At 65.2% G+C, this 14,119-nt stretch carries 11 protein-coding genes; 7 read left to right on the forward strand and 4 right to left on the reverse strand.

Annotation, left to right across the window (positions count from 1 at the left end; translation table 11 throughout):
• Positions 1-26 precede the first annotated feature (26 nt).
• Positions 27-677 (forward strand): ABC-type transport auxiliary lipoprotein family protein, encoded by a 651-nt coding sequence (locus tag O7A05_RS12590; protein WP_415927000.1) that lies wholly within the window; start codon positions 27-29, stop codon positions 675-677.
• 86 nt (positions 678-763) lie between these two features.
• Here the strand turns inward: O7A05_RS12590 and O7A05_RS12595 are convergent, their stop codons facing one another.
• A complete protein-coding gene (locus O7A05_RS12595; RefSeq protein WP_337093429.1) occupies positions 764-6,964 on the reverse strand; it encodes a kinesin in 6,201 nt (2,066 codons plus the stop codon).
• A gap of 301 nt (positions 6,965-7,265) precedes the next feature.
• Between O7A05_RS12595 and O7A05_RS12600 the strand changes: the two genes are divergently transcribed.
• The 3 genes from O7A05_RS12600 to O7A05_RS12610 all read left to right on the forward strand — a co-directional run bounded on the left by O7A05_RS12600 (position 7,266) and on the right by O7A05_RS12610 (position 9,176).
• The gene (locus O7A05_RS12600) at positions 7,266-7,634 is read left to right on the forward strand and encodes an Hpt domain-containing protein (RefSeq protein WP_337093430.1); all 369 of its coding nucleotides are present in this window, start codon (positions 7,266-7,268) and stop codon (positions 7,632-7,634) included.
• A gap of 98 nt (positions 7,635-7,732) precedes the next feature.
• Entirely contained in the window at positions 7,733-8,053 is a 321-nt protein-coding gene (locus tag O7A05_RS12605) for a 2Fe-2S iron-sulfur cluster-binding protein (protein ID WP_337093431.1), read from the forward strand.
• A gap of 91 nt (positions 8,054-8,144) precedes the next feature.
• Positions 8,145-9,176, forward strand: a complete 1,032-nt coding sequence (locus O7A05_RS12610) for an NAD(P)/FAD-dependent oxidoreductase (protein ID WP_337093561.1) — start codon at positions 8,145-8,147, stop codon at positions 9,174-9,176.
• Between the two features lie 213 nt (positions 9,177-9,389).
• Here the strand turns inward: O7A05_RS12610 and O7A05_RS12615 are convergent, their stop codons facing one another.
• Together O7A05_RS12615 and O7A05_RS12620 are read right to left on the reverse strand one after the other, a co-directional pair.
• Complete coding sequence (locus tag O7A05_RS12615; protein WP_337093562.1) at positions 9,390-10,799, reverse strand: MDR family MFS transporter; 1,410 nt, start codon at positions 10,797-10,799, stop codon at positions 9,390-9,392.
• Between the two features lie 275 nt (positions 10,800-11,074).
• Entirely contained in the window at positions 11,075-11,695 is a 621-nt protein-coding gene (locus O7A05_RS12620; protein WP_337093432.1) for a DUF922 domain-containing Zn-dependent protease, read from the reverse strand.
• An 84-nt stretch (positions 11,696-11,779) separates the two neighbouring features.
• On the opposite strand from O7A05_RS12620, the gene folP reads away from it, so the two are divergent.
• The 3 genes from folP to folK are packed head-to-tail and all read left to right on the forward strand — an operon-like array spanning position 11,780 to position 13,492.
• Complete coding sequence (gene folP / locus O7A05_RS12625) at positions 11,780-12,634, forward strand: dihydropteroate synthase (RefSeq protein WP_337093433.1); 855 nt, start codon at positions 11,780-11,782, stop codon at positions 12,632-12,634.
• 2 nt (positions 12,635-12,636) lie between these two features.
• Complete coding sequence (gene folB / locus O7A05_RS12630; RefSeq protein WP_337093434.1) at positions 12,637-12,996, forward strand: dihydroneopterin aldolase; 360 nt, start codon at positions 12,637-12,639, stop codon at positions 12,994-12,996.
• Positions 12,980-13,492: a 2-amino-4-hydroxy-6-hydroxymethyldihydropteridine diphosphokinase gene (gene folK, locus O7A05_RS12635; RefSeq protein ID WP_337093435.1), complete on the forward strand. Its 513-nt coding sequence runs from the start codon at positions 12,980-12,982 to the stop codon at positions 13,490-13,492. Before folB ends, folK begins: the two co-directional genes overlap by 17 nt.
• A 70-nt stretch (positions 13,493-13,562) precedes the next feature.
• Here folK and O7A05_RS12640 read toward each other — a convergent pair whose 3' ends face one another.
• On the reverse strand, positions 13,563-14,111 hold the full coding sequence (locus O7A05_RS12640; protein ID WP_337093436.1) for a DUF924 family protein: 549 nt from the start codon (positions 14,109-14,111) through the stop codon (positions 13,563-13,565).
• Positions 14,112-14,119: the final 8 nt, after the last annotated feature.

Here is a 14,119-nt window from a genome sequence, read left to right on the forward strand (position 1 = left end):
GCGACAGCCAAGAAAATAAACTGCAAATGCGGGTTGATCGTAAGATCCGGGGACGACGGGGATCAGGCGTGAAGTCGGTGAGGGTGGCGGGGACATTCAGATCATCCGCGGCAGCGTTGCTGGTGCTTGCGCTTGCCGGCTGCGCGGCATTGGGCGCCAAGCCGGCGCCGCTCGACACGTTCGAATTGTCGGCCCCGTCGGTCGACGTGCGTGCCCACAGCCGCCGCCAGATCCTGATTGCGCAGCCGTCGGCGCTCAAGGCGCTGGATAGCCAGAACATCGTCATCAGGCCTCCCGACCGATCGATCCAGTTCCTGAAGGGCGCGCAATGGGCGGACCGGCTGCCGCTGATCGTCCAGGCAAGGCTGGCCGAAACCTTCCAGCGCTCCGGCAGCTTTGCCGGCGTCGGCAAGCCCGGCGAGGGGCTGGCGATCGACTACCAGATCATCGTCGAGGTGCGCTCCTTCGAGGTGCGCGTCGATGGCGGCGAGCATGCCGATGTCGATTTGTTCGTGCGCATCCTGAACGACCGCAATGGCGAAGTGCGCGCTTCGAAGAGCTTCACCGCGGGCGCGCCGGTCTCCGGAAGCGGCAATGCGGCTTATGTCGACGCCTTGGACAACGCCTTTGGACAGGCGGCGAAGGACATCGTCCGCTGGACGGATTCGACGATCTGAGCGCCGGCCAAGCCGACAATCGAAATCATGGACATGAAAAAGGCGGGTCGAGACCCGCCTTTTTAGTTCTGATTCCGCTTGGCGCGTCAGTGCAACCGGCCGCTGGCGTGAGCCAGCATGGTGTAGACCTTGCCGGTGTCGGAGGTCAGATAGGTCTGCGCCATGATGTTGTCGCGGTCGTTGCGCGAGACATCCTTGAGCAGCTTCTCGAAATCCTCGCAGTAACGATCGACCGCGGCGCGGAATTCCGCCTCGGCCTGATACTTGCGACGGATCTCGTCGAAGGTCTGCTGGCCCTTCAGCGTGTAGAGGCGACGCGTGAAGACGTCGCGCTCGCCGCGACGGTAACGGTTCCAGAGCTCGATCGAGGCGTCATGGTCGATGGCGCGGGCGATGTCGACGGAGAGCGAGTTGAGCGACTCCATGACATGCAGCGGCGAGCGCTGGGCAGGCGTTGCGCGCGGCGCTTCCGCGGGCGCTGCCGGCCGCAGTTCTTCCTCGCGCGAGGCATTGGTCAGCAGGTCGCGCACCCAGCCGCCCTGCGGCGTCGTCTTGCCGTTCTCGCGGCGCGGCGCCTCGGCGGGACGTTCCAGGTCGAGCGTGCCGCGCAGGGTGGTCTCGGCAAGCGGCGCCTGCGGGGCGCCAGACACCGGCTGCGGCTGAGATTGCGGAGCCGGCGGGCGACGCAGCGGCGGCTCGGCGGCGCGGGCCGGCGCTTGCGAAGCAGGGCGCAGGCCCCGCGGCTCGCCCTGTTCGCTGCTGCCGCTGCGGCCGGATTTCGCAACGATATCCGACAGTTCCTTGAGCGCGTTGATCTGCTCGGCGACAGCGCGGCGAATGGCCGAGGTGGATTCCTTGGCCTCTTCCGGCATCTCGATGACGCCCTTCTTCAGCTCGGCGCGGGTCAGGTCGAGCTCGCTCTTGATCGAGCTCGCGGTGCGACGCATCTCCTCGGTCGCGTCGGCAAAGCGACGCGTCGCCGAATCGACGACTTCGGCGATGGTGGTGCGGATCTTTTCGGCCGATTCCATCGTGCGGCCTTCCGCGGTCTGCATCGTCTGGCCGACGAGGCTTTCGAAGGAACGCATCACCTTCTCGAGGTCTTCCGACTTCTTGACCAGGCCGACGGCAAGGTCTTCCAGCGAGGACTGACGCTCCAGCGTGTGCTCGAGATTGCTCTGCGCGGAGCTGAGCAGATTGGAGGCGCTGGAGAGCAGACGGCTGTGCTCGTCGAACTTGGTCGCGATCGAGGCCACTTCGCGCAGCGTCGCCGAGGACAGGTCGGTGAGCCGCGTCGTGTTGGAATCGACGAGGCGCGCCGAGCTGGCGAAGGTCTGGGCGGCCTTCTCCGTGGTCGCGGCGAAGCTCTGCGTGCTGCCCGAGAGCCGCTCCTCGACCTGGCCGAGGTTGACGGCCGCCTGCTCGATGAGCTGGCCGAGCTGGGCGCTGGAGGTCGTCATGCGGCCGATGAGATCGGCCACGCTGTCGGCAAGCGACGAGCGAGCGCCTTCGACGGCCGACAGCGTCTCGGCCGTGCGGCTGGCGAGAGCATTGACGAGGTTCGTGTTCTCGCTGCGCAGCTTCTCGGCCGCGCGTTCGGCGACCTCTTCCATGCTGCGCTGCAGTTCGGAGCCGCCTTGGGCGAAGCGCTCGACCAGCGGCTTGGCCGTCTCGTCGAGGATTTTCGCCATCTCGGCCGAACGCGCCGCGAGCATGGTGTTAAGCTCGCGGGTGTTGGCGCCGATCGTGCGCGCGGCGTCGTTGGTGCTCTGGCCGATATGCTGGCCGACCGCCGTGAAGGTCTCGGCGATGACGTTGGCGCGGGAGATGAGCTGGGCCTCGGCACTGGAGACCTGCTCGTTGAGCTTCTGGCCCATCGTCTCGGCGGAATAGGCGAGGCGGTTTTCCACGCTCGCGACCTGGTCCTCGACGCGGGAAGCGGCGGCCGCGGCACTTGCGGCAAGCCGCTCGTCGGCGCCGGCCAGCGCCTGCTCGATCTCGCGAGCATGCACGGCAAGTTCCTGGCCGGTCTGGCGGGCGCGGTCGGCGACACGCTGCTCGGTGGCGGCGAAGGCGCCGACGATCGTGTCGGCATGCTCACCGATGGTCGAGCTGGTCGAAGCAATGCGCGACACCAGGCGGTTGTCGGCGTCGTCGAAGATGCGGCCGATTTCGCCCGCGCGGGCGGAAAGCGCTTCCGAACCTTCGGCAATGCGCGCCATCAGTTGCTGGTCGGCGCTGTCGAAGATGCGGCCGAGATCGGTGGCGCGAGCGGCCAGCGCTTCGGCCGATTCGCTGATGCGCATCGAGAGCCGCTCGTCGGCGCCCTCAAAGTTGCGCAGAATGTCTCCGGCGCGGGCGGCCAGCGACTGCGCCGTCTCGACGGCACGGGCAACCAGCTTCTGGTCGGCCGCGTCGAAGGTGTTGGCGATCTCGCCTGCGCGCGTGGCCAGCTTGTCGGCGGTTTCCTCGGCGCGGGCCATGAGCGCGTTCGATGCGTCGTCAGCGCGCGCCATCAGCATGTTGGACGTGTCCTGAGCGCGTTCGTGCAGACGGCGATCGGCCGCCTCGAAGGCCTGGGCGATGTCCTCGGCCCTGGCAAGCAGCGCGGCGGAGGTCTGCTCGGCGCGCTCGGCGATCTTGCGATCGGCGTCGCTGAAAGCGGCACCGGCCTGCTCATGCAGGGTGCTGGTGATCTCCATGACCTTGTCGCGCAGCGCTCCCGCCACGAACACAGCGGTCTTTTCCAGCACGCCGCGGACGTTGTCGACACCGGTCGACAGCGCACGCTCCATGGTGCCGGCGCGCTCCTCGATGACACCGGTCTGTCGGCTGAAGGCCTGCTCGATCTTCTCGACGTCGGCGGCAATCGCCGCCGAGATGTCGCCGCTCCTGGCGGCGATCTGGTCGATATGGCCGGAAACCGAACGATCAACGTCCTTGCGCGCATCGGCGAGCTTGGCGAGATCGTTCTCCAGGGCACGGGCCAGCATGTCGCGGCCTTCGGACAGCTTGCCGACATGGCCGGCGATGACGTCGTCGATCTCGGATCGGCTTTCAGTCAGCTTCTGAAGGTCGGCTTCGAGGGCGCGCTTGAGGATATCGCGGCCTTCGGCGAGCTTTTCGACCTGGCCGGCGACCAGCCCGTCGATGCCGGAGCGGCTTTCGGCCAGCTTGGCGAGATCGGCTTCAAGGGCGCGCGTGAGGATGTCACGGCCTTCGGCGAGCTTTTCCACCTGGCCGGCGACGAGACCATCGATCGAGGCGCGGCTCTCAGCGAGTTTGGCAAGATCGGCTTCCAGAGCGCGTTTCAGGATATCTCGGCCTTCGGCGAGCTTCTCGACCTGGCCGGACACCAGGCCGTCAATGCCGGCGCGGCTCTCGGCGAGCTTGGCGAGATCGTCCTCGAGCGCCTTGGACAGCGTCGCGCGGTTCTGCGACAGCTGGTCGGCGTGGGTCTGCATGAGACCACTGGCGTTGGCCATTTCGGCCTCCAGCGCGCGCGAAAGCTCGGCGCGGTGGTCGGTGATCTTCTGCGAATGATCGACGATCGCGCCCTGGATCGTGTTGAGGTCGGCTTCCAGCGCGCGCTTGAGAATGTCGCGGCCCTCGGCAAGCTTTTCGACCTGGCCGGCGACCAGCCCGTCGATGCTGGAACGGCTCTCCGCCAGCTTGGCGAGATCGTCCTCCAGCGACTTCGACAGCACGGAACGGTCCTGAACGAGCCGGTTTTGATGGTCGGCGATGACGCCGCTGACGGCTTGCAGGTCGGCTTCGAGCGCTTTCGAAAGCTGCGAGCGATCTTCCAGCACCTTGTCCGAGTGTCCCGCAATGGCACCCTTGATGGTGCTCAGGTCGGCTTCCAGGGCACGCTTGAGGATGTCGCGGCCTTCGGCGAGCTTCTCGACCTGGCCGGCGACAAGGCCGTCGATCGAGGCGCGGCTTTCGGCCAGCTTGGCGAGGTCAGCTTCCAGCGTCTGCGACAGCAGGCTGCGGTCCTCGGCGAGCTTGCCGGCGTGGCTGTCGATCAGGCCGCGGATGCCGCTCAGATCGCTTTCAAGGGCGCGGCTGAGCTCGCCGCGGTCCTCGGCGAGCTTGGTCGAATGGGTCTCGATGAGGCTCCTGATGCCGACGATGTCGGTTTCGAGCGCCTTGGCGAGCACCGCGCGGCCCTCGGCGATCTTCTCGACCTGACCGGCGACAAGGCCGTCGATGGAGGCGCGGCTGTCCTGCAGCTTGTTGAGATCGGCTTCCAGGGCGCGCGCCAGGATGTTGCGGCCCTCGGCCAGTTTCCCGACATGGCCGGCGACCATTTCGTCAATCATTGTACGGGCTTCGACGAGTCTGCCGGAGTCTTCGTTCAAGGCCTGAGACAGGCGATTACGGCCTTGTTCGAGCTGCTCCAGATGGCTGCCCAGCGAAGCGTCGATGGCGGCGCGCGACTCGTTGACCTTACGCAGATCTTCTTCCAGCGCGCGCGAGATCAGGCCGCGGCCTTCGGCAAGCTTCTGCACCTGGTTGGTGACGGCGGCATCGATCGCCGCGCGGCCTTCGGCGAATTTCGCCAGGTCCTCCTGCATGGCGGCGGCCATGCGTTCGCGGCTTTCGGAAAGGGCGCGGCTGTGGTTCTCGACCGCTTCCTCGATGCCGACACGGGCATTGGCCAGCCGCTCGATGTCGGAATCGAAGGAGCGCGACACCACATGCCGGGCCGCTTCCATGCGGCCGGCGAAGTCGGTGGCCCGGGCTTCGAGCATTGAGGAGGTCGACGAGATGATGTCGGCCATATCGGCGCCGATCTGGGTCTTGCCCTGATCGATCATCGCCGACAGCGTGTCCTTGCTCTCGGCGAAGGCGTGGGCGATTTCCTTCGCGCGCTCCACCATCGTCTCGTTGATCTGACGGGCGCGCGCCTCGAGGGCGGCGTTGAGCTTCTGCGTGCCGGTGTCGAGCGCCTCGGCGCGGGTCTGGAATTCGCTGATCAGCGCCTGGCCGCGTTCGGCCAGCGTCCGCTCGATGCCGCTGAGGCTCGCCTCGAATTCTGAATTCAGCGTGCGCGCCGCGCCGCCGAGCAGCGAGACCATGCCATTGGTGCGGTCGTCGAGCAGGTCGGTCAGCGAGCGGGTCAGGCCGTCCGTGGTGTCGGTCAGCTTGGCGATACGGGTATCGAGAAGACTGGCGAAAGCCTCGCCGGAGGTCGAGAGACGGTCGGTGATGCTGTCCAGGCGCGATTCGACGGAATCGAAGATCGACGTCGAGCTTTCATTGATACGATCGATCAGCGTGTCGCCGGAATTGTTGATCGTCATCGACAGCTTGGTCGAGGCGTTGAGGATCGAGTCGCGGATGATGTCGCTGGCCGAGCCGATCTCGTCGCGCAGCGTCTCGTGAGCGCTGGCAATCGAGGCGCGCACGCGCTCGGCATGGGTGACGACCGCCTCGCGCTCGCTGCCTAGACCGTCAACCAGCGAACGAATGCGGGCCTCATTCTCGGAATAGGAGCGTTCGAGCTGGCTGACTTCGCCATGGACAAGCGTTTCGAGCTCGACCGCGCGGGCCAGGGTGCGCTCGATGCCTTCGCCCATGGCCGCGACCTCGCGGCGAACGGCCTGGCCGATCATCATGACGCGGTCCTGGGCTAGGTTTTCCGGCTCCGCCAGGCGGAAGGCGACCTCAGTCATGGATTGCGCGGCGATGCGCATTTCCTGGGCGCGCCGAATCATGGCGGCGAACGCCCAGAACAGGATGACCGGAACGATCGCGGCAACCGCCAGTCCGATCAATTCGGGCCGGGCGAAGAACTGGTCGAAAGTGCGGATCTTCCAGATGCCAGGGCCGAACAGGAGATTGGCCAGGCCGCCGGCGCCGGCGATCCAGGCCAGCGAGATAAAGGCGATCACCCAGTAGACGGTGCTCGACGCGCGCCGGTTGAGGCTGTGCAGCAGCGTCTTGTAATCCTTCTGGCGGTCGTCATTGGCGGGTGTGAAACCGGCGGGAGGCGTAAAGCCGGATGGCTGCCCGTTGCGCGGCTCGACGGGGCGCAGGTCGGCCGGCTTGGCAGCGGGCGCCTTGGGGGGCAGGGGATTGTTTGCCGGCTCCGCTCTCTGGCTGCGGCCCTCGCGCGCCAGCTCGTCGGCTGCCGCCGAGATCTGCGCTTCGAGGTCCTCCATCGACGCCGCCATATCGAGCCCGCCTTCGTCGCCGGCAAGGTCAAGGTCGAGCGCCTTTTCCAATTCCGCGGCTACGTCATTCTCGAGAGACTTGGTCGTCGTTGGTTTCTTAGCCATGCCTTCGCTACCCTGTACTAGCTGCCGCGGGACTTATGATTTTGGCCTGATTCTGGCCCGATTCTGGCTTGTCTATCCCGAGCAGGAGGCTGAAAAATGGACCTTCGTATCGTAATGACACACAGGGGTAAAGAAAACATGCATTCCGGGCGATACGTAAAACTTTAAATATAAGGTTAACGGAAGCGTGATCCGGCCGCCTCCGTGACAACATTTTTCCCCTGCAATCGTTAACCCGTTGGCGACCGGAGTCGGCTATTTTCCTGGGCCCGTCTGCCCGCTTGAGGGAGTTGCAGTGCGTATGCGTGGCGAAACTGGTATTGCGTTTTCCATGCCGGGGGGAGATGTCTCCGGAACGGCCGGAGCCCGGCCTGTGGACCTCGGCCATCTGGCACGTCAGACAATGGGCGACCGCGACCTCGAACGGGAGGTGCTGGCCCTGTTCGTGCACCAGTCGTTGTCGGTCCGCGATCAGATCGCGGATGCGGACGCCGGGCAAAGGGTGCTTCTGGCGCACGGCTTGAAAGGCTCGGCGCGCGGCATCGGCGCCTTTGCGGTCGCCGAGTGCGCGGCGATCATCGAAATGCAGCCCGAGGACGTGCGGGCGCTCAAGCGGCTCGGCACACTGATCGAGGAAGTGCGCGATTTCATCGCCGGCATCAGCCGCTAGCATTATCTTTTCGAAAACGTCATTTCGTGGCGCTTTCGCGCCGCAGTTGACTTGTCCGGTGGAGTGATTATCTCGGCTGCGACTCCTCAGGTGACTTAATGACCAAGCTGACTTACATCGCCCATGACGGGACCCAATTTGACGTGGACGCCGAAAACGGCTCGACGGTGATGGAAAACGCGATCCGCAACGCGGTGCCCGGCATCGAAGCCGAATGCGGCGGCGCCTGCGCCTGCGCGACCTGTCATGTCTATGTCGACGAGGCCTGGACGGCCGAGGTCGGCGAGCCGGAGGCGATGGAAGAGGATATGCTGGACTTCGCTTACGAAGTCCGGCCGAATTCGCGCCTCTCCTGCCAGATCAAGGTGCGCGACGCGCTGGACGGGCTGGTCGTTCGGGTCCCCGAGCGACAGGGCTAAAGCCGACTTCCAGTTTTCTTCGCGCTGGCTGCTTGGCAGCAGGCGATAGCTCATGCAGTCTCGCACCGTTTTTGCCAACGGGGCGCAGCGCATGACCGAGACCATCAAGACGGACGTTCTCATTGTCGGGGCAGGGCCGGTCGGCCTGTTCGCCGTGTTCGAGCTCGGGCTGCTCGACATGAAATGCCACCTCATCGACATTCTCGATCGCCCCGGCGGGCAATGCGCGGAGCTCTATCCGGAAAAGCCGATCTACGACATTCCGGGCTGGCCCAAGATCTCGGCCCAGGGTCTCGTCGACAAGCTGATAGAGCAGATCCACCCGTTCAAGCCGGAGTTCACCTTCAACCGCATGGTCTCGAGCCTTGAAAAGCTGGAGGACGGCAGTTTCCGCGTCGCCACCGACGAAGGCGAGCTGTTCGAGGCCAAGGTGGTGGTGATCGCGGCCGGCGGCGGCTCGTTCCAGCCCAAGCGCCCGCCTATTCCCGGCATCGAGGAGTATGAAGGCAAGAGCGTCTTCTATTCCGTCCGGCGCATGGAGGAATTTCGCGGCCACGATCTCGTCATCGTCGGCGGCGGCGATTCGGCGCTCGACTGGACGCTCAACCTGCAGCCGATCGCCAAAAGCGTGACGCTGGTCCATCGCCGCCCGGAATTCCGGGCCGCGCCCGACAGCGTCAACAAGATGTATGCCATGCAGGAGATGAAGCAGCTCGAGTTCCTGGTCGGTCAGGTCAGCGCCCTTGCCGGCGCGGACGGCCAACTATCGACGGCGACCATCAAGGGCGGCCCGGATGGCGACGTCGAGGTGCCGTGCACTCGCATGCTGCCATTCTTCGGCCTCACTATGAAGCTCGGGCCAATCGCCGAATGGGGCCTCAACCTTCACGAAAACCTGATTCCGGTGGATACCGAGAAGTTCCAGACGTCCGTCCCGGGCATCTTTGCGGTGGGCGACATCAACTGGTATCCCGGCAAGCTCAAGCTGATCCTGTCAGGCTTCCACGAGGTGGCGTTGATGGCGCAGGCCGCCAAGCGCATCGTCAGCCCGGGCGAGCGTATCGTCTTCCAGTACACGACGTCATCGACCAGCCTGCAGAAGAAGCTCGGCGTCCACGACTAAGGCGTATTGAATTCAGGTGATGCTGGCCTGCGAACGGCAGCTTCCTGCTCTTCCGGTGCTCACGTACTTCAGGTACGCTCCGCTCCGCCCTTCGCCGGCCAAAGCCCTCCTAAGTGTTCCGTCCTACGAAGGCTACGTCCGGCGTAGGCCGGTTCTCGGAAACTGCCCTTCTCGACTCGGCCTGACCTGAATCTCAACACACCTTCAAGCGATCTACTCGGCAAGCACTGGCGCGGCGTGCTTGTCGTGGCCGCGCAGTTCCTTTTCGGGCATCAGGGCCAGCGTGATCAGCGCCAGAACGAGCGTTGCTCCGGCGGCGACGAATATCATCACGAACGGCAACGCCGATGCCGATTGGATATGCGTCTGCGAGCCTTCTGAGGACAGTGGCAGGCCATAGCCGAGCGCGACGGCGCCGAGCATGGCGACGCCGAGCGCGCCGCCCAGCGTGCGCAGGAAGGTCAGGACGCCCGTCGCGACACCGAGATGCGCGCGGTCGACCGCGTTCTGAACCGAAACGGTGCTGACGGGAAAGGTCGTGCCGCTGCCCAGGCCGATCAGCGTGGTAAGGATTTCGACTTCGAGCAGCGAGGCGTGTCCCGCAATGGCACTGAGCAAGCCTATGCACAGGATTGCCAGGCAGATCCCGATCATGGCGATGCGCTTGTAGTGGACGAAGCGTGGTATCATGCGGCCACTGAAAGTGGCGCCGGCAACGGTGCCGAGCAGGAGGCCAAGCATCGCCGTGCCGGATTCGCTCACGGAAAGCCCGACGACCGATTGCAAATAGACCGGCAGGTAGACCGACGCGCCGATGTTGGCGGCCTGCAGCAGGAACATCGACAGCGTGCCGGCGAGCACGATCGGGTTGCCCAACACTTCGAGCGAGACCAAAGGCTCGGCCGCCCTCAGCAGCCTCAGCGCGAAGAAGAACCAGAACACGGCAGAGCAGGCCACGAGCCCGAGAATCTCCGGTGAGAACCAGGGATAGGTGCTGCCGCCCCAGCTGAGCGCCAGGAGCAGCAGCGTGGTCGCGATGACCAGGAGCACCGCCCCCAAACCGTCGATGCTGTGATGTTTGGCTGCGATCGGCAGCTTCTTCAGCGGGTTGTTGACGATGGCCATGGCCAGGAAGCCGATCGGCAGGTTGATCCAGAAGATCAACGACCAGTGCAGGTGTTCGGCAAAGACACCGCCGAGCAGCGGGCCGGCGACACTGGCCACCGCCCAGGTGCCGGAGATCCAGGCCGCGTAGCGGGCGCGCTCGCGCGGCGGCACGAGATCGCCGATGACCGTCTGGGCCAGCGCGAAGAGACCGCCGCCGCCGGCGCCCTGGATGGCGCGGCCGATGATCAGCACCAGCATGTTGGGCGCGAGCGCGCTGACCAGCGAGCCGAGCAGAAAAATGAGGATGCCGGCGTGGATGACCGGCCGGCGTCCATAGACATCGGAGATCTTGCCGTAGAGCGGCGCCACGGCGGTTGCGGTCAAAAGATAGCCGGTGACGATCCATGGCAGGTACTCGGCGTGGCCGAGCGCGCCCGCGATCGTCGGCAGGGCGGGGGCCACGATGGTCTGGTCAAGAGCCGCCAGCAGCATCGACAACAGCACGCCGCCGATGATGGTATTCTTCTCGCTCTAGCTCATCAGCGGCGCGGCTTTCGGTGCCAACGTCTCGACGGTCTGATCCATACGTCGTTCTTTCAAAGGCTGATGCTTGGCGCGCCAAACGGCTCTGGCCGGTCGCGCCTGTCATTTCTCATCGTGGATAGCGGCTCGAGCGTTTGGAACCCGCTATATGTCGTGCGATATAGACCGATTTCGACCGTCCTTCGAAAGTTTTCCCGGTCTGGCACCATGCTTCGGCGAAATTGGCCTCGGATAAGGCTTGCCTCAGGTCAAGGCGGCGGCAGTTGCCCGGCTTCGACGCGCTGCATCCGGTAGCGCATCAGTCGGAGGATACGGCTTTCGAAATTGACGCTCTCGACGCGGTCGAAGCGGACCTGGTCCTGATCGTGCCTGGCGAGCTCGGCTGCCTGGACCGCGGCGGCCTCGAGCTTCGCCTGCTCGCAGGTCTTTTGCGGCGGGAGTGCCTTCAGCGCATCCTCGAGCAGGCGCGCATGGTTCTTGGCGATCTCGACATGGCGCTCCTCATGCCGCTTGATGTCGGCCGAGAGCGTGTCCCAGACCAGCCTGACGCCGGGATCGGATTTGCGCGGGCGCCGCCATTCGGGGAGGATCACCTTGACCTTCACGGTGACGGCCGCGTCGGCGATGCGGCAGGACCCGGCGCTCTGCGCGTAGCTGATGCGGGTCGAGAAGGCCATCTGCGTGGCGCCCGGGTGCCGCGAGCCGGTGCTCTTCACTTCGGGCCCGTTTTTCGAGAGCTGGTTCTGGATGTCGTCGAGCGTGCGGCCGCCGACGCTGAAATAGCTGTAGGTCTTCACCAGATTGGCCGCGCCCGCCGGCAGGGCGGTGATCGAGAGCATCAGGGCGCAGAGCAGGGAACGGTTCATCATATTGCCTCTTCACGCACCTTGCTTTAGGGCCGTCGCCAGCGCAACGGAATTGATTTCGCGCGGATCACGCATGGTTGATGGACAATGACGACAAGGCGATGGCAGTTGGCGCATGGACGCTATCTCGACCTCGGCCCGAAGGCGGTCGTCGCCGGCATCCTCAACGTGACGCCCGACAGCTTTTCGGACGGCGGCCTGTTCATCGCGCCCGAGAAGGCGCTGGAGCAGGCGCGCCGCATGGTGAAGGAGGGCGCGGCGATCATCGATGTCGGCGGGGAATCGACCCGGCCGGGTTTTGCCCCGATTACCGTCGAAGAGGAGCAGGGGCGCGTGCTGCCGGTCATCGCGGCGCTCGCCGCTTCCGGCGAGGCGCTGATTTCGGTCGACACCTATCGCGAGGATACGGCGCGGCGGGCGGTCGCCGCCGGCGCCCATATCGTCAACGACGTCTGGGGGCTGCAGCGTGAGCCGGGCATCGCGCGCGTCGCCGCCGAGACCGGCGCCGGGCTCATCATCATGCATACCGGACGCGAACGGCAGAAGCTGGCCGACGTGATCGAGGACCAGTTCCTGTTCCTGCGCAAATCGCTGGAGATCGCGCGCGCCGGCAAGGTCGCCGACAGCCAGATCGTGCTCGATGCCGGCTTCGGCTTCGCCAAGGAGACGGCGGAGGAAAATCTCGACCTGATGGCGCGGTTTTCCGAGCTTCAGGCGCTCGGCTATCCGCTGATGGCGGGGACCTCGCGCAAGCGCTTCATCGGTACCGTCACCGGGCGCGAGCCGGGCGAGCGGGCAGCCGGCACGGCGGCCACCAGCGTGATCCTGCGCTTGAAAGGAGCCGACCTGTTTCGCGTCCACGATGTCGCAATCAACGTGGATGCGCTGGCGGTGACCGATGCTATGCTTCAACGCGAAACCGAGCTTCCTCCCGGACACTGATCATGTACGTCATCCGCATGAAGAACTGCGCCTTCTTCGCCCGCCACGGCGTGCTGGACGAGGAGGAGACGCTTGGCCAGCGTTTCTATGTCGATGCCGAGCTGACGGTCGAGCCCAGCCGGCCGCTGACCGAGGATTCCATCGAGGACACTGTCAATTACGGCGTCGCCTTCTCGGTCATCGAGAAGATCGTGACCGGACATCGCCGCTTCCTGATCGAGGCGCTGGCGCTGGAGGTGGCGAAGGCGCTGACGACGCGGTTCTCCCAGATCAGGAAAGCCGCGATCACCGTGCGCAAACCGAACGCCCCGGTGCCGGGCGTGCTCGATCATGTCGAGGTGACCGTTGTCTGGCCAGAATAGCGCCGTCTACCTCAGTCTCGGCGGCAATCTCGGCGATCCGGCGAAGTCCATGGGCGCGGCGTTGCGCATGCTGGACGGCGATGATCAAACGCGCGTCACCGCCGTCTCCTCGCTCTACCGCACGCCGCCCTGGGGCAAGCTTGACCAGCCCGATTTCCTCAACGCCGCCGCCGCGATCGAGACGGCGCTGTCGCCACGCGCGCTGCTCGAGCTTTGCCTCGATGTCGAGAGGCGGTTGAAGCGCGTGCGCGAGGAGCGCTGGGGGCCACGCCTTATCGACATCGACATCCTGGTGTTCGGCGACCGGGTGATCCACGAGACCGGGCTCGAAGTGCCGCATCCGCGCATGCTGGAGCGCGCCTTCGTGCTGGCGCCCCTGGCCGAAATCGCGCCCGACCTTGTCGTCAGCGGCAGGAGCGTGTCGGAACGGCTCAAAGCCGTCGACACGTCCGGCATCGAGCGGCTGCCGTCGGGCCGCGAATGGTGGCTGGCCTGATTTTGAATTGTCGCAATTCCGGACGGAAAACCGCTCACACTTTTCCTGGAATTGCTCCAAAGCCGGCCGGTCAGCCGGAAAAACCGCCGCCGTCCAAGAATGCCTGCTCCTCGGCTGTCGTCGCGCGGCCGAGCATCCGGTTTCGGTGCGGAAAGCGACCGAAGCGCTGGATGATCTCCAGATGCTCATTGGCGTATTTGAGGTATTCCGGCGCTCGCGCGGCGGTGAGTTCCACTGACCGTTCCTGGTCCGCCAGCACTTCGGAATGCTCGAAGGGCAGATAAAGGAAGACGCGAAACAGTTCTTCCAGCTCGAGGTCCTGACCGGCGGCGATTGCCCTGTCGGCGAAGTATCTGGCGAGCGGATCGGTCGCGTACATGTGGCCGGTGCCGCGGAAGCAGTTGCGCGGGAACTGGTCGAGCAGGATCATCAACGCCAGCGATCCTTCGGCATGCGCGCTCCAGTCATCGCATTCGCGCCGCGCCGCCGCGTAATGCAACTCCAGGAAGCGGTTGCGGAAATCCGTGTCGAACGGGTCGTTCTTCTCGAACCAGGCATCCTCGCCGGCATGGCGCCAGAATGTGGTGACCGAAAGCGCTCGCGGATCGAGCTCTGCCATGTCTTGCC

It is taken from the genome of Mesorhizobium argentiipisi (SeqCode), assembly GCF_037179585.1.
In the GTDB taxonomy this organism is placed as follows: Bacteria; Pseudomonadota; Alphaproteobacteria; order Rhizobiales; family Rhizobiaceae; genus Mesorhizobium; species Mesorhizobium argentiipisi.